The sequence below is a fragment of the Candidatus Amarobacter glycogenicus genome, from assembly GCF_016704105.1.
GTDB lineage: Bacteria > Chloroflexota > Dehalococcoidia > Tepidiformales > Tepidiformaceae > Amarobacter > Amarobacter glycogenicus.
This window is the reverse complement of sequence record NZ_JADJAT010000020.1, coordinates 171,077-189,759: the sequence shown is the minus strand read 5'-3', so window position 1 is coordinate 189,759 and position 18,683 is coordinate 171,077. Positions and strand designations below refer to the sequence as shown.

15 protein-coding genes are annotated in these 18,683 nt (G+C 67.5%); 11 read left to right on the top strand and 4 right to left on the bottom strand.

The window, feature by feature from the left end; translation table 11 throughout:
- Positions 1 to 22 precede the first annotated feature (22 nt).
- The 4 genes from IPG14_RS15235 to IPG14_RS15220 all read left to right on the top strand — a co-directional run bounded on the left by IPG14_RS15235 (position 23) and on the right by IPG14_RS15220 (position 2,355).
- Positions 23 to 985: a TerC family protein gene (locus IPG14_RS15235; RefSeq protein WP_343392385.1), complete on the top strand. Its 963-nt coding sequence runs from the start codon at positions 23 to 25 to the stop codon at positions 983 to 985.
- Between the two features lie 88 nt (positions 986 to 1,073).
- Complete coding sequence (locus IPG14_RS15230; RefSeq protein WP_343392384.1) at positions 1,074 to 1,793, top strand: PspA/IM30 family protein; 720 nt, start codon at positions 1,074 to 1,076, stop codon at positions 1,791 to 1,793.
- Entirely contained in the window at positions 1,790 to 2,068 is a 279-nt protein-coding gene (locus IPG14_RS15225) for a hypothetical protein (RefSeq protein ID WP_343386390.1), read from the top strand. The genes IPG14_RS15230 and IPG14_RS15225 overlap by 4 nt, the downstream gene beginning before the upstream one ends.
- On the top strand, positions 2,068 to 2,355 hold the full coding sequence (locus IPG14_RS15220; protein WP_343386389.1) for a zinc ribbon domain-containing protein: 288 nt from the start codon (positions 2,068 to 2,070) through the stop codon (positions 2,353 to 2,355). Before IPG14_RS15225 ends, IPG14_RS15220 begins: the two co-directional genes overlap by 1 nt.
- Here the strand turns inward: IPG14_RS15220 and IPG14_RS15215 are convergent.
- Positions 2,352 to 2,660 carry a MarR family transcriptional regulator gene (locus IPG14_RS15215; RefSeq protein WP_343386388.1) on the bottom strand — a complete coding sequence of 103 codons (309 nt, stop codon included), beginning with the start codon at positions 2,658 to 2,660 and terminating at the stop codon, positions 2,352 to 2,354. The two genes, IPG14_RS15220 and IPG14_RS15215, sit on opposite strands and share 4 nt — an antisense overlap.
- Before the next feature lie 174 nt (positions 2,661 to 2,834).
- Here IPG14_RS15215 and IPG14_RS15210 point away from each other — a divergent pair, with 174 nt between their 5' ends.
- Genes IPG14_RS15210 through IPG14_RS15200 form a run of 3 tightly spaced genes read left to right on the top strand, consistent with a single transcriptional unit; the run spans position 2,835 to position 6,633 of the window.
- Entirely contained in the window at positions 2,835 to 3,605 is a 771-nt protein-coding gene (locus tag IPG14_RS15210) for a hypothetical protein (RefSeq protein ID WP_343386387.1), read from the top strand.
- Complete coding sequence (locus IPG14_RS15205; protein ID WP_343392383.1) at positions 3,602 to 4,402, top strand: hypothetical protein; 801 nt, start codon at positions 3,602 to 3,604, stop codon at positions 4,400 to 4,402. The genes IPG14_RS15210 and IPG14_RS15205 overlap by 4 nt, the downstream gene beginning before the upstream one ends.
- A gap of 26 nt (positions 4,403 to 4,428) precedes the next feature.
- A complete protein-coding gene (locus IPG14_RS15200) occupies positions 4,429 to 6,633 on the top strand; it encodes a S8 family serine peptidase (protein ID WP_343392382.1) in 2,205 nt (734 codons plus the stop codon).
- 37 nt (positions 6,634 to 6,670) lie between these two features.
- Here IPG14_RS15200 and IPG14_RS15195 read toward each other — a convergent pair whose 3' ends face one another.
- The gene (locus IPG14_RS15195) at positions 6,671 to 7,000 is read right to left on the bottom strand and encodes an ATP-dependent Clp protease adaptor ClpS (protein WP_343386384.1); all 330 of its coding nucleotides are present in this window, start codon (positions 6,998 to 7,000) and stop codon (positions 6,671 to 6,673) included.
- 154 nt (positions 7,001 to 7,154) lie between these two features.
- Between IPG14_RS15195 and IPG14_RS15190 the strand changes: the two genes are divergently transcribed.
- Both IPG14_RS15190 and IPG14_RS15185 read left to right on the top strand, forming a co-directional pair.
- Positions 7,155 to 9,656 carry a PAS domain S-box protein gene (locus IPG14_RS15190; RefSeq protein WP_343392381.1) on the top strand — a complete coding sequence of 834 codons (2,502 nt, stop codon included), beginning with the start codon at positions 7,155 to 7,157 and terminating at the stop codon, positions 9,654 to 9,656.
- Between the two features lie 137 nt (positions 9,657 to 9,793).
- A complete protein-coding gene (locus IPG14_RS15185) occupies positions 9,794 to 14,764 on the top strand; it encodes a hypothetical protein (RefSeq protein ID WP_343392380.1) in 4,971 nt (1,656 codons plus the stop codon).
- A 4-nt stretch (positions 14,765 to 14,768) separates the two neighbouring features.
- Here IPG14_RS15185 and IPG14_RS15180 read toward each other — a convergent pair whose 3' ends face one another.
- Complete coding sequence (locus tag IPG14_RS15180; protein WP_343392379.1) at positions 14,769 to 15,764, bottom strand: peptidyl-alpha-hydroxyglycine alpha-amidating lyase family protein; 996 nt, start codon at positions 15,762 to 15,764, stop codon at positions 14,769 to 14,771.
- A gap of 99 nt (positions 15,765 to 15,863) precedes the next feature.
- Here IPG14_RS15180 and IPG14_RS15175 point away from each other — a divergent pair, with 99 nt between their 5' ends.
- Positions 15,864 to 16,772, top strand: a complete 909-nt coding sequence (locus IPG14_RS15175) for a glycosyltransferase (protein WP_343392378.1) — start codon at positions 15,864 to 15,866, stop codon at positions 16,770 to 16,772.
- 71 nt (positions 16,773 to 16,843) lie between these two features.
- Positions 16,844 to 17,662 (top strand): PIG-L deacetylase family protein, encoded by an 819-nt coding sequence (locus IPG14_RS15170; protein WP_343392377.1) that lies wholly within the window; start codon positions 16,844 to 16,846, stop codon positions 17,660 to 17,662.
- Between the two features lie 12 nt (positions 17,663 to 17,674).
- Here the strand turns inward: IPG14_RS15170 and IPG14_RS15165 are convergent, their stop codons facing one another.
- Entirely contained in the window at positions 17,675 to 18,682 is a 1,008-nt protein-coding gene (locus IPG14_RS15165; RefSeq protein ID WP_343392376.1) for a DUF459 domain-containing protein, read from the bottom strand.
- Position 18,683 lies beyond the last annotated feature (1 nt).

The following is an 18,683-nucleotide window of genomic DNA, read 5'->3' as shown; positions in this document are numbered from 1 at the left end:
CTTCCCCTCTCTGGAGCTATCCGTGTTTCTTGAACTTCTTCCCTGGGCTCTCTTCATGCTGTTCGTCTGCGCGATGCTTGCGCTGGACCTCGGGGTGTTCCACAAGGACGCGCACCAGGTCGAACGCCGCGAGGCGCTCGCATGGAGTGCCGTCTGGATCGGCCTCGCCATCGCCTTCAACATCGGGATCTATATCTTCCGCGGCACCGAAGACGGCCTCGAGTGGACGACCGGCTACCTCGTAGAGAAGACGCTCAGTGTCGACAACATCTTCATCATCCTGCTGATCTTTTCCGCCTTCGCCGTCCCCCAGGCGTACCAACACCGGGTGCTCTTCTGGGGAATTGTGGGAGCGCTCGTCATGCGCGCCGCGCTCATCGCGGTCGCAGGAGTCCTGCTCAGCACTCTCCACTTCGTGATCTACATTTTCGGCGCCTTCCTTATCTTCACGGGCATCAAGTTCCTGCGAGAACAGGATCATCAGCCCGACCTCGAACGCCACCCGGTGGTGCGGTTCGCCAACCGCATCTTCCGCACCAGCCACGAATACGACGGGCAGAAGTTCTTCACGCGAAAGAACGGCCTGCTCTATGCAACGCCGCTGTTCGTCACGCTCCTCCTGATCGAGGCGACCGATCTCGTCTTCGCTGTGGACTCCATCCCGGCGATCTACGCCATCACCGATGACCCATTCATCGTCTTCACATCCAACATCTTCGCCATACTCGGCCTCCGCTCGCTCTACTTCGTCCTCGCCGGCTACCTCAGCGGCCTCGCCTACCTGAAGCCGGCGCTCGCCGCCATCCTCGTCTTTGTCGGCGCGAAGATGCTTGTCATCGACTTCTACAAGGTGCCGGCGCTGGCGAGCCTCGCCGTTATCGCCACCATTCTTACCGTCGCCATTGCGGCTTCGCTCATCGTCGCCCGGCGCCGCGCCGCGGTCCTCGAAAAGGCCCCGGCGCTCGCACCCGAAAGCGGCCACTAAGCGCCGTTCCCAGCCGGGGCCGGCTGTTCCTTCCCCGTTGCGGCCGGCCCTGGCGACCCCACTCACCCCCAGAGAAAGGACTCTGAACGTGTTGAAACGGCTCTCCGCCATCTTCCAGGCCAAGGCAAACAAGGCCATCGACCACATTGAGGACCCGCGCGAAATGCTCGACCTGAGCTACGAGAAGCAGGTTGCCATGCTCCGCGACGTGAAGCGCGGCATCGTCGAAGTCACCGCCGCCCGGAAGCGCCTCGAACTCCAGGCGCACGAACTCCGGGAGTCCCTCCCGAAGTTCGATGCCCAGGCACTCCACGCCATCCAGGCCGGCCGCGAAGACCTCGCCCGCCTCGCCCTCGAGCGCAAGGCTCAATCCCAGGCCGAGATCGATGGCTTCGATGCCCAGGTCGAGCGGCTCAAGGCGGAGCAGGACAAGCTCGTCCAGGCCGAAGCCCGGCTCGCCGCCAAGGTCAACGCCTTCCGCACCAGGAAGGAAGTGATGAAGGCCGAATACACCGCTGCCAAAGCCACGGTCCGGATCGGCGAAGCCGTGACCGGCCTCTCCGAGGAGATGACTGACGTCGGCCTCGCCATCCAGCGCGCCGAGGACCGGACCGCCCAGCTCAAGAGCAAGGGCGCCGCCATCCACGACCTCATCGAGAGCGGCGTCCTCGAAGACCATCTCGGCGGCGGCAGTCAGCTCGATCGCGAGCTGGAGGCGCTTGGGCGGTCCGCTTCCGTTGAGTCTGACCTCGAACGGTTGCGGGCCCAGGCAGCCATGACCACCGCCTCCCAGGAGGTGAAAGCGTGATCGTCCGAATCATGGGAGAGGGCCAGTGGCGCATCGATGACGCCCTGACCAGCGACCTCAACGTCATCGATGCCCTGCTCGACGCCGACCTGACGGTGGGGACTGAATCGACCCTGGCCGCCCACATCCAGGCCATCCAGGCGCTGATCAAGGAGCGCGGCACGCCGGTCGGCATCGAGGAATTGCTTCCTTCCGATGCGGTCGTGCCGTTCTCCGGGATCTCGGTGGCGGAACTCCGCGAGTTCATCGGCCAGGAAGGATTGATACCGGGCTGATGGTCGATGAACTCTTTGAGGTGTTCGAAGACCTCTTCGAACGCCGCGGCAAGAAGAAGAAGGACAAGAAGGCGCAGGGGAACGAGGCGGCGGTCGCCGCCCCGCCTCCGGCGCCGCCAATTCACTGCATCTCCTGCGGCGCGCGAAACGAAGGGGCGGCCAAGTTCTGCCTCGAATGCGGCGAACTCCTCCCCTCTCCCGGCGAGGAGTTCCGCTGCGTGAAGTGCGAGACCACCCTCCCGCTGAAGGCGAAGTTCTGCCCGCGATGCGGGGCTCGCGCCGGCTAGGGAGCCCCCTCCACCGGGATACGGGGTTGGCCTCCCGCGTGGACGATCGAGAGCAGCACCCGGATCTCCGTCTCCCGTTCCAGCGGATGGCGCAGATGGAGCTCCGGGTGCACGACATACACGTTCCGGCGCCCGTTGCGGACCTTCGAGAGGTACCCCGCCTCCACCAGGTCCGAGACGATCCCGAAAACGGTCCGCTCCTTCACGCCCACGCGTTCGGCAATCTCGCTCAGCCGGACCTGCGGGTTCTGGGCGATGCACAGCAAGACGTGCGAGTGGTTGGTGAGGAATGTCCAATCGCTCATGGCCGCAGTCTGAAAGGGCGGTCCCACTCGCTCAAGCGCCCCTGAGCCGGTCGCTGGAGATTGGAGGCGGGTTAAGGCGCGCGCCCCGTTCCTTTCCCGGGCGGCCGGCCCTTTCTTCCGCCATACGGGGCTGCTTGATACATTCCGGTTACATTCGCCCCCGGGGAGCCACCAATGCCAAGACGGCTATTACTGGCCGCTTGCGCCCTTGCCGCCGTGCCCGTCTTCGCCGCCTGCGGCGATGACGACGATGCGGATGCCGGCGCGGGCCCCGGAACTTCCACCGCTTCGGCCCAAACCGCCGGGGCGACGAACTCGAACGACTCGCCAACCCTTGCCACGCCGGCCAGCAAGTACTCCGTCAGCATCGACGACATCGGTATCGCCTGGCTCACCGACATCGCGAACACCTACATCATCGATGCTACGGCCTACGGCAAGCAGCCGATGCTCTTCGGCAACGAGGCCGAAGGCAAGAAGCTCCTCACCGACTGGGGCTATCTCGAGGGCTACGAGACCGCGTATATACCCGAAGGCCGCGACACTTCGGTCCTCAAGGGCGCGTATTACATCAAGGTCGAAACTCACCTCTTTAAGGACGAGGAAGGCGCCAACAAGGCCTTCAAGTACTTCGCTGACTACGCCGCCACGAGCGGCGCCTCGCCCGTGAACATCCAGCCTGTCGGTAACGTTTCCGTGGCGTTCGCCACGTCGTACGGCACAATCGGCAGCACGAATGTCAAAGCGCTCTACCACCAGGTGGTCTTTCGGCGAGGCAACGTCATCACGATTCTCCTGACCAAAGGCGCCCAGGGGTTCATGACGGTCGAACCCGCACGGGAACTCGCCCTCATCGCCGATGAGAAGATCCTCGGCGAACGGCCGGCCGTCGAACCGACGCCAACCAGCAGCTACAAGACCCCGACGCCGGCGCCCAAGCCATGAACAAGCGGAACAACCAGCCCCTGCTCATCCTCGCCGCCGGGCTCGTCCTGATCGCGATGGGCGCTGTCGCGGCCTTCCTCTTCCTCGGCGGCGGCGATGACGACGGGGGGACCTCCGCGCCCTCGGGCGCCCTCCGCGAGAAGACACCTTCGGCCAGCACGCGCGGCACTACCGGCGGCCCCGAGCCCGTGGTCACGATGACGCCTTCGAAGGCGAGCCTGCTCCTCGGCGAACTGCCCGACAACTACGAAGTCGATGTCAGTTCGACCTTCACGATGACGGTCTCCACCTTCACCAGCTCCTACTGGTTCCGAAGCAACAAGGAAGGCGAAGAGAAGTCCGCCGAGTGGAAGATCGTCGACGGCTACCAGGTGTACTTCCAGCCCAAAGGCCTCGCGGCCGAGGTGCTGCAGGGCTCCCCCTACATCCACGTCGAGACCTACCAGTTCGCGACGATCGACGGGGCGAAAGCCGCCTGGGACTACTTCGATGGCTTCCTCTCGCGCACACCGGGGAGCGAGGCAGTCGAGGCGAAGCCGCTGGCCAACGAGTCCAGCGCCTACCGTTTCATCGAAGGCACCGTCAGCGTCTCCGAAGACCTGGCCGTCTACCACCGCTTCAGCTACCGCCGGGGCAACATCATCGTGACGGTTGTAACGTGGGGCGCGGATAAGTCGATGAATATCGATCCAGCGCGCAACGTTGCCGCTACTATTGACGACAAACTCCTCGGTACTCGCCCAGCTGTGGAGCCAACACCGATCCCAACACCGAGCTTTCCTGGGCTCGGTAACTGATGAGCGACTGATCGCGGGGAGGTAGCGTGCGCAGACGATGGCTGGGCCTTGTCGCCATAGTCGTGGCACTCGGCGCGGGAGCGGTCTCGGAAGTGCAAGACCACCCCGCCGCCGCCGAGGCGCCTTCCGGCTACGTCGATGTTCAGTTCGACACCGGCGTAACGATCCAGTCGCTGAACGCCGACGGGACGACCCCCACTCTCGCCCAACAGGGCTTCCAGACGTTGCCCATCCCTCCCGGGAAGACCAGCGGCGAGTTCCTCGATGAACTCCGCGCCAGGCCGGACATTCTCACCGCTGAAGCCGCGACCCGCGTCCACGCCGCGCAGCTCCCGAACGACCCGTACTACGACTACGACGGCGTGAACCAGGCTCAGTACCTGGCGCAGATTGGCGCGCCGGCCGCGTGGGACCTCTCGACTGGCTCGAGCCAGGTCATCGTCGCCGTCCTCGACTCCGGCATTGATTTGGGCCACCCGGACCTCGGCGGAAGGCTCTGGGAGAACCCCATCGACAACCTGAGCGACGGGATTGACCGGGACAACAACGGCTACCCGAACGACCGTTACGGCTACCGCTTCGTCGACCTTACAGCGAAGAACATCGCGCTTTGCGGCTACACCGCCACGCGCGGCCCGAATGTCCAGGACGACATGGGCAGCACCGGCGACCCGCGCGCCCACGGCACCCTCGTATCCGGGATCATCGCCGCCGCCGGGAACAACGGCCAGGGCGTCGCCGGCGTCGCCTGGAACACCCGCCTGATGACGGTGAAGGTCCTCGATTGCGAAGGCAAAGGCTGGATGGCAAACGTTGCCCAGGGGATCGAGTACGCCGTCAAGAACGGCGCGCGCATCATCAACATCAGCGTCGCGTCCGATGGCAGCATCACTGCGAACGAATCGTCAGTCCTCCGGGCCGCACTCCAAATGGCCCAGAACGCGGGCGTCATCGTCGTGGCGGCGGCAGGCAACGAAGCGCGCACCGGCGATGTCGGGACGCGGTATCCAGCCGCCTACACCGATTTCCCCAACTTGATCGGCGTTGGCGCTTCGAACAACCTGAACGGGAACGAGTGGGCGACCTACAGCAATTACGGGCCGGCCGTCGATTTCGCGGCGCCGGGGAACCGCATTGTCAGCACCACCCGCTCGGACCTCGGGCTCACCGCACCCTACGCCGAGGTTGGCACGGAGGGCGGTACGAGCTTCTCCACGGCGCTCACCTCGGGAATGTTCGCCCTGATGATGGCGCGAAACACGCGCCTGAGTGCCGCCGACTACATCCAGATCGCGCGCGATGCGGCCACGCCCGCCACGCCCGCCGCGCATGGCCAGAACTGGGCCGGCGCGGGAATCATCAACATCGGCGCGGCCGTGGCCCGCGTCCCCATGTCTATCGAAGGCGCACCGCTCAAGGACTGGCGGGATGTACCCGCCGGCACACTCATCGAGGCTGTCATCGATGGCAACACGTGTGGCAGCACGACATCCCAGTCGTTCGGGTTCCTGGGGCGGTACTCCATCCGCGTCAAGAGCACCGCCGACCAGGCGAACTGCGGCCAGCCGGGCAAAACGGTCCAGCTCTACGTCGGCGGGCTTCCGGCCCTGCCGACATTCACCTGGGGTGCGCCAAACCAGGACCTCGGCCTGCGCGATAAGGAAGTCAGCAGCGTCTCCCCTCCGCCGGGGAGCCTGGTCGTCCAAACGCTCACGGGCAGCTGGGCGAACATCGCCCATCTCGAACCAACCGGGCAGCTTCCAGGGGCCGCTTCGGGACTGCCGACACCCTGGACGGCGATCTTCAAGTGGGATGCCGTGAAAGCCACCCTCGGCAACAATGGCGCTTACCGGCGGTTCTTCCGCGGGCTGCCAAGCTACACCAGCGACTACCCGGTCATCACCCAGTACGACGCCTACTGGGTCGATGCCCCGGCGCCCAATGTCGCCAGTCCGAATCCCTACCCTCCCGCCGGCCGGGCCGTTTCGCTCCAGGCGGGCTGGAACAACTTCACCTACACGGGGACCAGCCGTTCAGTCGACGATGCATTGAGATCGATAGGCGGCCAGTGGCTCCAGGTGCTGGAGTACGACAATGCCAGCGGGCAGTGGCGTTCCCACCTTCCCGTGACGGCGACTCACCCGCGCGTCCTCAACGACTTCGGCGGGCTCTTCACACTCAAGGTCTACTGGGTGCTGATGAAGGATGATGCGTCGCTCGTGATGGACTGACGCCGGCGCCCCGCCGAGCTTCCGCGATGCGATGGACCTACCCTGGCGATACCGCCGGCTCGATGATGGCCGACATGCTGCCCTTCGATTCGGGCATCGCCGGATCCGCGCCATAGCCGTGGACCTGGTCCTGCTTCAGCTTCACCCGGTCGAGGCCGCCAGTCATCAAGATCGCCCGTCCTTCGCTATCGACCACGCAGGCAATGGCGAAGCCCTTCTCCGGCGCGTAGCCGAAGACGCTCCCCAGCATCGCGATCACGTACTGGTAGGTGTGTTCGTTGTCATCCAGGAGGATGAGGTGGTACGGCGGCTCGACGGCCGAGCCGGTCTCTTCGATCACGCGTGTCGCGGGTGTGGGCAGCGTCATGGACGTTCGATTCTACCGGCGGACCCGAACCTGCGAACAGCGGCCCGGAATGCAGCCATCGGGCTATCTCTTAGGGGATTCGCTTAGTGCCGGAGGGGGAGGCCGGGGGTACGATCCGGTGGCCGCCAGAGCCCGCCTCGCCAGAGGGTCCCCCGTGATTCGAGACACAGCATCATCGAGCCCGGCCGCCGACGCGGAAGAGACTGCGGCGCTGCGTGCTGAGTTGAAAAAGGCGCGCGCGGAACTCGAGCAGTTTCGGCTGCATCTCCCAGAGGCGTTCGTCGAGGTTGCTTTCCCGTCGTTCCAGGTTTCCTACATGAACCAGCTGGCGCGAAGCCTGCTCGGCTACACCGCAGAAGACGTCGCAGCGGGCATCCACAGCTATGTCCTGCTCGATGAACCCAGCCTGATCGAGGTGGTGGATGTCGCGACCCGCCACATGGCTGTATCTACCTGGATCGGCCAACCCTACGAGCGCGAGGGCCAGCGCGTCTTCCAGTTCTGCCTCGTGCGCAAGGATGGCTCGCACTTTCCGGCCGATGTCCAGGGCTCCTACATCCTCGATGAACAGGACAACCCGTGCGGCGTCCGCTACATGTTTCGCGACACTACCGCCCGCCGGGAAGCGGAACTCGAGCGAGCCCGGCTCGCGGCCATCGTCGAATCCAGCGACGATGCGATAGTGAGCCGCGCACCAGACGGCAGGGTCCTGAGCTGGAACCGCGGCGCCGAGAAGTTGTACGGCTGGACGGCGGAGGAGATGGCCGGCCAGCCGCTCGAAACCATGGAGCTCCCGCACGCTTCCGGCGAGATGGCGGACACCAACCGCCGGATCCTGGAGGGTACGCAGGGAGTCATCGAGACCAGGCGACCGACGAAGGATGGCCGGGTCATCGAAGTCTCCATCGCCCTTTTCCCGGTACGCGATGCCAACGGAGAGGTCTTCGCCACGGCCGGCATCAGCAGGGACATCGGCGACCGCAGCGCGACCGACCGGGCTCTCCGCCGCTCGAACGACCTCCTCAGCGCCCTGACTTCCGCCCAGACGGACTTCATCCGCGAGCGCGACGCCCGCGCTGTCTTCGAGGGCCTCCTGCCCAGCCTGCTCACCCTCACCGGGAGCGAATACGGCTTCATCGGCGAAGTCCTCTATCGCAACGGCGCGCCGTACCTGAAGACACACGCCGTCTCGGACATCGCATGGGACGAGTGGAGCCGGAAGTTCTACGACGAGAACATCGACGAAGGCATCGAGTTCGTGAACCTGAAGTCGCTCTTCGGCGAGGTTCTCGTCACCGGAGAAACGCTCATCGCGAACGACCCCGCCAGCGACCCCCGGCGGGGCGGCCTTCCACCGGGCCATCCCGCGCTCAACGCCTTCATGGGCATGCCGATCCACCGGGGGGACCGTCTCGTGGGGATGATCGGCATCGCGAACCGCCCCGGCGGATACGACGACGAAGTCGGCGAGTTCCTGCAACCGTTCGCCACGACCTGTGGCACGCTCCTCGAAGCGATCCGCATCGAGAAGGCGCGACTCGCCGCTGAGAACCGCCTGGACCTTGCCATGCGCGGCGCGAACCTCGCGCTCTGGGAATGGGATGTGCGCAAGCGCGAGATGACCGTCCAGATTCCCGAGGGCGGGGACCACGGATTCGACCAGGGTGACGCCCAGGACTCCGACTGGCTGATGACGCGGGTACACCCCGACGACCGGGAACTCGTCTCGGCAACTTTCAACGCCCACTTCTCCGGCGAGACCGCCTTCGTCGAGTGCGAACACCGCGTGATCGACGGCCGCGGAGACTACCGCTGGCTGCTCACTCGCGGCACCACGGTCTTGCGAGATGGTGCCGGGCGGCCCCTCCGCGCCGCCGGGACATTTCTCGACATCACCGACCGGAAAGCCGCCGACGACGAGCGCGAACGGCTCGAGCAACAGATCCGCCAGAGCCAGAAGCTCGAAAGTCTCGGGGTGTTCGCGGGCGGAATCGCCCACGACTTCAACAACCTCCTCACGGCGATCCTCGGGAACCTCTACCTCCTCAACCAGGAAATGCAGGACGGCCCCCAGACCGAACTGCTGAACGAAGCGAGGCATGCCGCCGAGCGAGGCGCGGAACTCGTCCGCAGGCTGCTCACGTTCGCGCGGCCGGAAGTCGAACGGGCCGAACTCGTCGACCTCGACCGACTGATAGATGAAACAGCCGCCCTCGCCCGCTCGGTGCTGACGCCGAGCGTCCGCCTCGTCGTCCGGCGCGGCGCGGGCCACACTGAAGTGCTCGGCTCGCCGATCTCCCTCCAGCAGATTCTGATTAACCTCATGGTGAACGCTCGCGACGCTATGCCCGGCGGCGGCACGATCACCGTCTCCCACAGGGTCGTCACCGTCGGCCCCCGCCACCGCTGGGCGCCGCCCGAACTTCCCCGAGGCCGCTACCACGTCGTCTCTGTCGCGGACACCGGCCAGGGCATGCCCGCCGGCCTGGTCGAACGCATCTTCGACCCGTTCTTCACGACAAAAGGGCACGGCCGGGGCTCGGGCCTGGGTTTGCCCACCGCCCTGGGTATCGCCCGCGCCCACGGTGGCTGGCTCGCGGCCGAAAGCACCTCCGGCCAGGGAAGCACCTTCCGGCTTCTCCTCCCGGCAAGCTGAGGCAGCCCGCGCGGCCCCTCACACAAATCCGGCAATTCGTGCGGCGAGATTGGCCCGGTCGACCCTGACCCGCACTCTGGCGTACAACCTACCGTTATGGCCGGCGGCGGCTCCGCGGCCGCCAAGGAGAGTGGAGCGTGGCAGACCGGTTCGAGATACCCCGCTACTGCGGGCGCTGCGGTGAGATCTTCGATGGCAGGGCCACCACCTGCCCCGAATGCGGCGGCATCTGGCCCGAAGAGCTCCCGCGGGACCTGATCGCGGTCTACGCGCTCCTGCTCACGGAAATCCACAACCTCCGCCGGAATGGCGCCATCTCTGAAGCGACCTTCGCCCAGATGCGGCGCGTGTACGAAGAGCGCCTCCTCGCCGTCCGGCCGGCGCGAAGGCGGGCACCCGAACCCGAGCCGGTGGCGCCCCTGGCAAACGTTGTACCGGTCCCCGACGCTGCGGTCGTGCCTGTTTCTGATGTACCGGCTCCCCCGGTCGCGCCAGCTCCGCCGCCGTTCAGGCCGCCGCGGCCGGCTGCCCCGCCGAAGCCCCCGGGCCATGTCAGGCTCGATCTTCGCAACTGGGCCGCCCGCCGCCAGGCCGACCTTGTGCTTTACCTGGGAGCGTTCTTGCTCTCCATTTCCGCGCTGATCTTCGTGAGCTACACCGGCAGCGGCGGTGGGGCGAAGAGCGCCCTCTTCGGCCTCTACACCCTCCTCTTCCTGGTCCTCGGCATCCAGCTGCGGAAGTGGGAGCGTGTGCAGGAGGCGGGGCCGGTCTTCCTCGGGCTCGGCGCCGTCCTCGTACCCCTCAACTTCGTCGCCATCTACACCAACGTGCTTCGCCACGAAGACGTCTCCCGGGAGTACGTCTGGCTTGCCGGAAGCCTCTCGACCGCCTGGCTCTACTCGCTCCTCGCGTGGCGGGACTTCGGAAAGTTCTACTGGCTCCCCGCCGCAGGCGCCTACCTCGCCGCCTACGCCTCGCTTGGCGCCTGCCTGCACTTCGCATCGGAGTGGTACGGCCCGTGGTTCGTCGCCCTTGGCGCGGCTGGCGTGGCCGCTGCCCCGCGCCTCCCGGTCCCGCCACGCGCTCGCGGCTTCGTCGAGGGCGGCTCCTACGCGCTCGTCTCCGCCGCCCTGCTCTATACGCACCAGGCCGTCGCGTTCGAAGAGGGCGCACACGCAGCCATCCCCGTCGCCTATGCGTTCACGGCCGCGGCGATCGCGCGCTCCGCGTTCCCTTCCCGCCGGCCCATCTTCCTCGGTCTCCTTCCCCCGGTTTCGGTCATGACCCTCGCTTCCGCGGGATGGGCAATCGACCCGTGGGCAAAAACCGTCGTCACATGGTCACCGGTCTCACTCCTGGCCGTTGCCGCGGGGTACCTCGCTGTCGCAAAGTTCCAGCCGCGCCATGGTCCGGCATGGCGATCTCTCGCGCTGGCCTTCGGCATCGTCGCCCTGGTCCTCGCCCACGGCCGCGCCGCCGAAGGCGATAGCCGATGGCTGCTGCCCGTCGCCTATGCCCTCTCCTCGCTCATTGCCGCAGGCTGGTACGGCGCTGGCCGGTATGTCCCGGCGCTGGCGTTCCTCCCGCCACTCCTCGCAGCTGCCGCCGCCTCGACGTTCTGGGCGGCCGACGCGCTCGCCTACGAGTGGCTGGGGACGTTCGCTGTCTTCGCAGCGGTCGGCTATGCCCTCATCGCGCGGCGCCGGCCAGCGGAGGCGGAGGTATGGGGCATGCTCGCGGCCTCCAGTGGCGCCACCGCCATCGCCATCTCTCACGCCGCAACGGCCTTCTCGGGGATAAACCGCTGGGAACTCCCCGCGGTCTACGGCCTCGCCGCCGGTGGCGCCGCCTTCGATGCGTTCCGCTTCCGGCCGTCCGCCCTGCTCGGCGCCTTCGCCCTCGCGATCGGCGGCGCGGCAGCGCTCTGGGCGTTCGAAGTCGACCGGGCATACTGGGCGTTCCCTGCCATCGGGATCAGCCTTGTTATCCTGGCATCGGAACGAGCGTGGGTCCGCGATGCGGGGCTCGCAACGCTCGCCTGGCCCGGCGCCCTCATCCTCGCTGCCACCCCCGTCCTCCTGGTCGACGCGTACACCGATGAAGCGTGGGTGGGCGCCGCTGCATTCGCCGCTGCGGCCATCGCCATCTTTGGGTTGGCGCTCCGCACGAACGGCGCGTTTGCCGCGCTCGCCGGGCACACCTCGGACAGGGCCTCGCGAATCGAACAGCAGATGCTGGCGCGCGGCGGCGCCTGGGCGCTCTTCGCCTCCGGCGGGATGGTGGACGTCGCGCTCGAACTCTCGGCGATTGAGAGCGCCTGGACCTTCGCCATCGCGGGCATCGCCCTCTGGCTTGCCGTCGCGGGGCTCGGCAAGTGGTTAAGGTCGCTCGATGAGGTCCTTGGCCCGGTCGGGCTGAGCGCCTTCGCCCTCGCCGTCCTCCTCGGCCACGAAGGGCCGGGGCACGTCTCGATGATGCTCGGGCTCGGCACGGTTGCCGCCTCGCTGGCGGTCCGGGGCCGCTTCGCGATGGCGTGGCGGGCGGCCTATGCCGGCGGCGCGTGCCTCGCGCTGCTCTTCGCCCATCTCCACGCCGCCGAGGCAGGCGCCGATGCCTGGCAACTGCCCGCGGCGTACGGGCTCACCATCGTCGCCCTTCTCTGGGACGGCGCCTGGAATCGCTACCAGCCCGCCATGCTCTTCGTCCCCGCCGTCGCCACCGTCGGGGCCGGGACCGCCGTCTGGTGGCGAGGGTGGCCCGACCAGCACATGGCCTGGACACCTCTCGCCTTCGCCCTGGGCATCGCCGCGACCGAACGCCTCTGGATGCGCGGCAGCGTCCTCCGGCCCGCTGCCTGGCCGTACGTGCTCGCGCTCGCCCTTGCTCCGCTGACTCTCACCAGTTCGTACGAGGCAGCGCCCTGGTACGGGGTCGCGGGATTCGCATTGGCCGGAATCGCGTGGTTCGCCACCGTCGTCCGCAGCAATGGCGCCCTGCGCATCGGCGCCAGGTTCGGCCTCACCCGCGAGCGGCAGGCATTGGCGTTCGGGGGCTTCAGCCTGAGCCTGGCCACCGTGGGCTACCTCGTCTTCGCGCTCGAACAGCCGCGGACCACCTCGGCATGGGCGTTCGCCGGCCTCACGATCACGGCGTGGGCAGTGGCCGGGGGCTTGCGCCGCCGCCTGCCCGCGTTCGAGGAGGTCATCGGGCCGGCCAGCCTCACGGGCATCATCGTCGCGGTTTTCGCCGCCGCCCCGCACGAAGACCACACCTCGATGCTCCTCGGCCTCACAGCCGTGGCGGCGGCACTCGCTGTCGGCGGGCGCTTCCCGATGCCCTGGCGGATCGTCTATGGCGGGGCCGCGGCGGGCTCCATCGTCTTCGCCCACAACCACGCCGAGCTCGCCAGCACGGGGGCCTGGCAGTTGCCCGCAGCCTATGGGCTCGTCCTCATCGCGCTGCTCTGGGACAGCGCCTGGAACCGCTGGCAGCCGGCGATGCTCTGCGTCCCGGCGGCCGCGGCGGCCACCGCCACCGCGTTTGCCTGGTGGCGGGAGTGGCCCCTGTACCACATGGCGTGGGCTCCGCTCGCCATCGCCCTTGCGATTGCCGCATCCGAGCGGCTCTGGTCCCGCGGCGATTTGGTCCGCCGGGGAGCCTGGTGGTACGTCCTCGGGCTTAGCCTGGCACCATTGGCCGCCCTCGAGGAGTACGAGTCCGAGGCATGGGCGGGCGCCGTCGCCTTCGTCCTCTCCGCCCTGGCCTGGGCTATCGGGTCCTGGCGAAGCAAAGGCTCGCTCGGCGAACTCTTCGACCTGAAGGCATCCGTGCCGCCGCGCACCGAACGGCACGGCGTCGCCCTCGGCGCCTTCGGCCTCGCCATGATCTCCCTCGGCTTCTTCAACCGGACGATCGAACTATCGCTGGCCGCCGCCGGATGGACGTACGCTGCCACCGGCGCGGCCGCAATCTTCACGACCTGCCGGACTCACGTGCGCGTTCGAGATTGGCTGGGCCCCCTCACCGTGGCCGGCCTCACCGCGTTTGTGATCGGGGCGGACGCCGCCGGGCACCACACCGGCGAACTCTCGGCGATGTTCGGAGTAGCAGCCGCAGCTTTCGTCGCCAGCGGCCTGGCGAATCGCTCCGACAACCGGGTGATCGGCGGCTTCGTCTCGGCGGTGGCTTCGGCTGCGCTCGCCTGGGCGTGGCAGGATTGGCCTGCCTGGTCGCTCTCACTGGTCTATGGAGCGACGGCCGCTATCCTCTTTTTCGCCCTGGCGCCGTCGCGGAAGGAGCCCGGCGTCGTCCCCAGGGCGGTAACGTTCCTCTCGGTCGCGCCGGTGCTCCTGGCGATTGCGGGTTCGGTCTTCGCGCTCAGCGCGCTCAATGGCACAACTCCATTCGACGGTAGTCCGGGCTCGAGCGGCGACCCGCTCGTCCGGACGCCCGAGTGGCTCTCGGCCGTCATCAACATCGCCATCGCGGGGGCGATGCTCGTTTTCGAAGGCATGTACCGGAAAGGCCGGCTGGCGGTTGTCGCCGGAGGAGCGGTGCTCTTGCTCTCGCTCGAAATGGCGATCGCGACGTTCGAATTCGAGAACATCCAGGTCTACACGGCGCCGGTCGCGATCTGCCTGATCGGACTCGGGCTCTCCATCCGCCGCTCGGAGCCCTTGTTGGGCCACCACATGCTCCTGCACGAAGGGCTCTTCATTCTCGGCGCGGCCGTGCTCGTGCTCCCGCCCGCGGAACAGAGCTTCGAACCCGGCGGGGCGAACTGGGGTTTGCTCGTGATTCTCGAGGGCATGGCCCTGCTCGCCGTGGGGCTCACCCTCTTCCAGCGCTGGCTCGCCGTCGCCGGGGTTGTGACCCTGGTGGCCGTCGCGGCCCGCTATGTGGTCGACAACACGGCGAACGGGAACATCCCGTACTGGGCGATGCTCGGGGTCGCCGGGCTCCTCCTGCTCGGAGTCGGCGTGCTGATGCTCCTCGAGCGCGAGTGGTGGGACCGCACCAAAGCCCGGATGGCCCGCTGGTGGCTCGAACAGGAAGACTCCGGGCCCGGCGACGAGCCGCCGGATGCTGAGCCGGCGCCGCAACCGTGAGACGTCAGTCCTCGATCCGCCGCCACTTCCGCAGGCTCGTCATTTCGCGGGCCGGGTCCTGGCGGCTGCCGACCTCGGTGTAGGAGACTTCCGCCACGTAGACATCGCCCCGTGAATCCACGGCAATGCTGTGCGGCCAGAGGAATTGTTCCGCCCGCTCGCCCGGCAGAGGGGCGCCGAAGCGGCCCTGCAACTCGCCCGAACGGTTGTAGATCGACACGCGGTGCCCCAGGTTCGGGACGCCGTGCTGCACCGGGGGCGGCCCTTGTTCGGCGACGTACACGTTGGAATCCGTGCCCCGCCCACCGACGACCGCGACGGCGTGGTGCACGTGCCACTGGGTGCGAAACTCGCCCTCCAGCGAGAACACCTGGACACGATGGTTCTCGCGGTCGGCGACGATCACCCCGTCCGCGCCGAACATCGCGATGTTGTGCGGCAGGCTGAACTGGCCGGGGTCGGAGCCGGCCTCTCCCCACGATTGCAGGAGCCGGCCTTCCCGGTCGAAGCGGTGGATCCGCGAGTTCCGGTATCCGTCCGAGACGTAGATATCACCGTTCGCCGGGTTCACCGCCACATCCGTCGGGCGGTTGAACGGTTCGCCACTCTGGGCCGGGGCTGCTTCGCCGTTTCCCAGCCGCAGAAGCTCGCGACCGGACCGGTCGGTCTTCGTGATCGTGTGTCCCAGCACATCGACCAGCCAGAGGTTGTCTTCGTGATCGGTTCGGATCGAGTGGGCGCGCAGCCAACGGTTCCCCGGCCACGTCTGCAAGGCGTTCCCATAGGCATCAGTGATGAGCCGGGTACCCGATCCAGGGTCGTCGTTGCCCCACATGTCGATGACGTTGCCGTCGCGGTCGAAGACCAGCACCGGCATATTCCCACGGTTGAAAACGTAGACCCGGTCGGCCGAGTCCACCGCCACGGCGGTCGCTTCCTGCAACCAGATGCCGTGGGGTACTTTCGCCCAAAACGGGACGGGTTCGAAGCGGGTGGACATCGATAGGGCCTCCGCGGTGCCGTGGCGCGCTGGTCTCGCGCGCCCGTTGGCGCTGCCGGCCGTATTCTCGCACGCGCGCCGGGAGGCGCCGGGGGGAGTGTGGAATCGACGGTAATCCTCGTGCCCACGAAGGGACGGCCGCATCACCTGGAGCGCTGCCTGCGTTCCATCGAGGAATGCACCCCCAACCCCCGGATCGTGGTCATCGACCAGGACCCGGATGCGGGCGCGGAGCGGCTCTGCCAGGGCTTCGCCGGTCTCGCGCTCGACTATCTCCACCATCCCGCGGGCGGAAAGAGCGCGGCCTTGAACGCCGGCATCCGGGCGAGCGGCTCCACCTTCATCGCGTTCACCGACGACGACTGCACGGTCCCCGGGGATTGGATCGGGGCCGGGACCCGCGCCTTCGCGGGCGCCCCCCGCCTTGCGATCGTCTCGGGTGGCGCGGTCGCCTGCCCGCATGACCCACGCAGGGAGTTCGTCCCCGCCCACATTCCAGGCAGGCGCGAGGTCCGCCGGGGAGGTCGCGCGGTCGCGCGGATCGGTGCGCTCGGCGGCAACATGTTCGCGCGTCGCGACGCGTTGGAGCGGCTCGGCGGGTTCGACGAGGCCCTCGGGCCCGGTTGCCACTTCCCAAGCGGCGAAGACCAGGACCTCAACAACCGCGCGCTCCGGGCCGGGTACGACGTCCTCTGCGATCCCTCCATCCTGGTCACGCATTGGGGCGGACGCGCCTACGGCGACGAAGCCACCCGGCTCCTCCGCGGCTATTCCCGCGGCATTGGGGCGCTCGCCGCCAAAGACGTGCGGCTGGGGTCCGTCACCGGGGTGTACCCGCTCATCCGCGAACTCAGCGTCGAGCTTCGCTTCGCCGCCGCGGCTGTCGTGCGTCCCGCCGCGGCCCCATTTGTGTTCCGGAGCCCGTGGCTCATCCAGGGTCTCTGGCAGGGCATGAGAGCGCCCCTGGACCGGCGGGCCGCCTTGTTCGGCCCGGAACGAGCGACCTGACGGCGCCCCCGCCGATTCGCTGTTAGGCGCTCCCGGCGGATCATCCGGAACTGAGCTTCGAGAGGTCCTGGTTGTCTCTTCGCCACATCTATCGCGACTTTCTGGTCCGGCGGTGCCTTCGACGAGGCACGGCCTTCGACGAGGCGGCCCTCAGGCGCCCCGCCTTCATCCTCGCACCACATCCGGACGACGAGACGTTCGGCTGCGGGGGCACGATCGTCCGCAAGCTGGCGGCCGGGGCGACGATCCATGTCATCGTGATGACCGACGGAAGTCGCGCGCCGGCTTCGGCTGCCCCGGCCGACCTTGCGGAAGTGCGGTGGGCCGAGACCCTGGAAGCCGCCCGCGAGTTGGGCCTCGACGCAACCTACTGCCACTTCCTCGACTCCCCTGATGGCGCGCTCGCAGCCCACCTGGGAAACGCCGTTGAACAGCTCGTGGCCCTCTTCGAGGAGTGGCCGGCCGAACAACTCTTCTTGCCCTACCGCGCCGACGGCCACCCGGACCACATCGCCACCGCTGAGGCTGGCTTCCGCGCGGCACGCCTCGCCGGGCGCAGGTTCGAAGTCTACGAGTACCCCGTCTGGGCCTGGCGGCACTGGCCGTGGGTGGGTTTGCGACTCCCATACGGACACGAATTCTCCCCCTGGCGAACATCTGTGAGGTTCGCCTTTGGGCTCCGCTTCACGAGCAGCTTCACCACGGTCAGCGACGTCCGCGCCGTCGCAAGTGCCAAGTCCGCCGCAGCCCTCGCCCACGGATCCCAGATGCGTGAAGGGGTCCCGGCGGGTGGATGGTCAATGCGAATCGTCAGCCGCGGCGACCTGCTCGAGACGCTCCTCGGCCCGATCGAGGTGTTCAAGCGGTCCACCGTTGGCGATGACGCCTGATGGGGCGGCGGGCTAGTCCACCTTCGCCTCGGCCCTGATGACCTTCAAGATGGCGCGGGCCGCCCTGTCGCCGCCTTCGCGGACGAAGTGGACGCCGTCGGGGTTGCGCATCAGCCTTGTTTCGCCATCGTCATCCGCGATGTACGCGTTGTAATCCCCTTCTGAATCCACGAACAGCGGCCAGAGGTCCACGAACCGAACCCACGGGCGACTGGCCGCTTCTTCGCGATACACCTGGTTCATCATCGCCATATCGTCCGAGAGTCCGTCGGACCGCATGACCGGCTGGCCCACCCAGACGACCAGGCGGCTATCCGCCCGCAGCAGGTCCATTACGCCCGCCACTCTCCGCCGGTACTCGGCCACCCAGCCCGCCGACCCCTCGACCTGGTGGATCGTCCCGTTCGGTTCGATGATCCCCTGTGCGTCGTTCGCCCCGAACATCACGACAAACACGTCGTACCGGGGCTGCACCGAAGCCAGGCGGTTCAGTTCCCGCGGCCAGTCGAAGAAATCCGGTCTCGTCAGGCCCGATTCGAGCTGCGGCTCATGGACCGGGTCGAACAAGCCCGAACCGCCGGCCTCACGCACAAACGATTCGCCCAGAACTTTCATCATCGAGTCGCCGCCGATCCAGATCCGCAACGGCTCTTCCGCGCTGGGCGTCCGGACGAGTTGCGCCGGCGCCGTCGGCGTCGCTGCTACGGTGGCGGTGGCCGGCGGGAGTTCGAAGACGTCTCCGGTGCCCCCACGGTCCAGGGCGTGATCGGCCCAGGCCCTCGGCCGATCGAGGTAGAGCGACCGGCTCACCGTCGCGAACGGCTTCCAGATACCGACCCAGACGTCGCGTTCGGTCCCCAGGGGCTTCGCCTTCGCCTCGCGTTCGAGTTCGGAGGCGTTCAAGAGAAGGGCGATGAAGAGCGCCCCGGCGATGACCGCGAGCACTCTTCCGGCGCGGACGCGCAGCCCCTGTTCTTCCACGGGTTCCGGTTCCATCGCCACCATTGCGCTTCGCTTCACC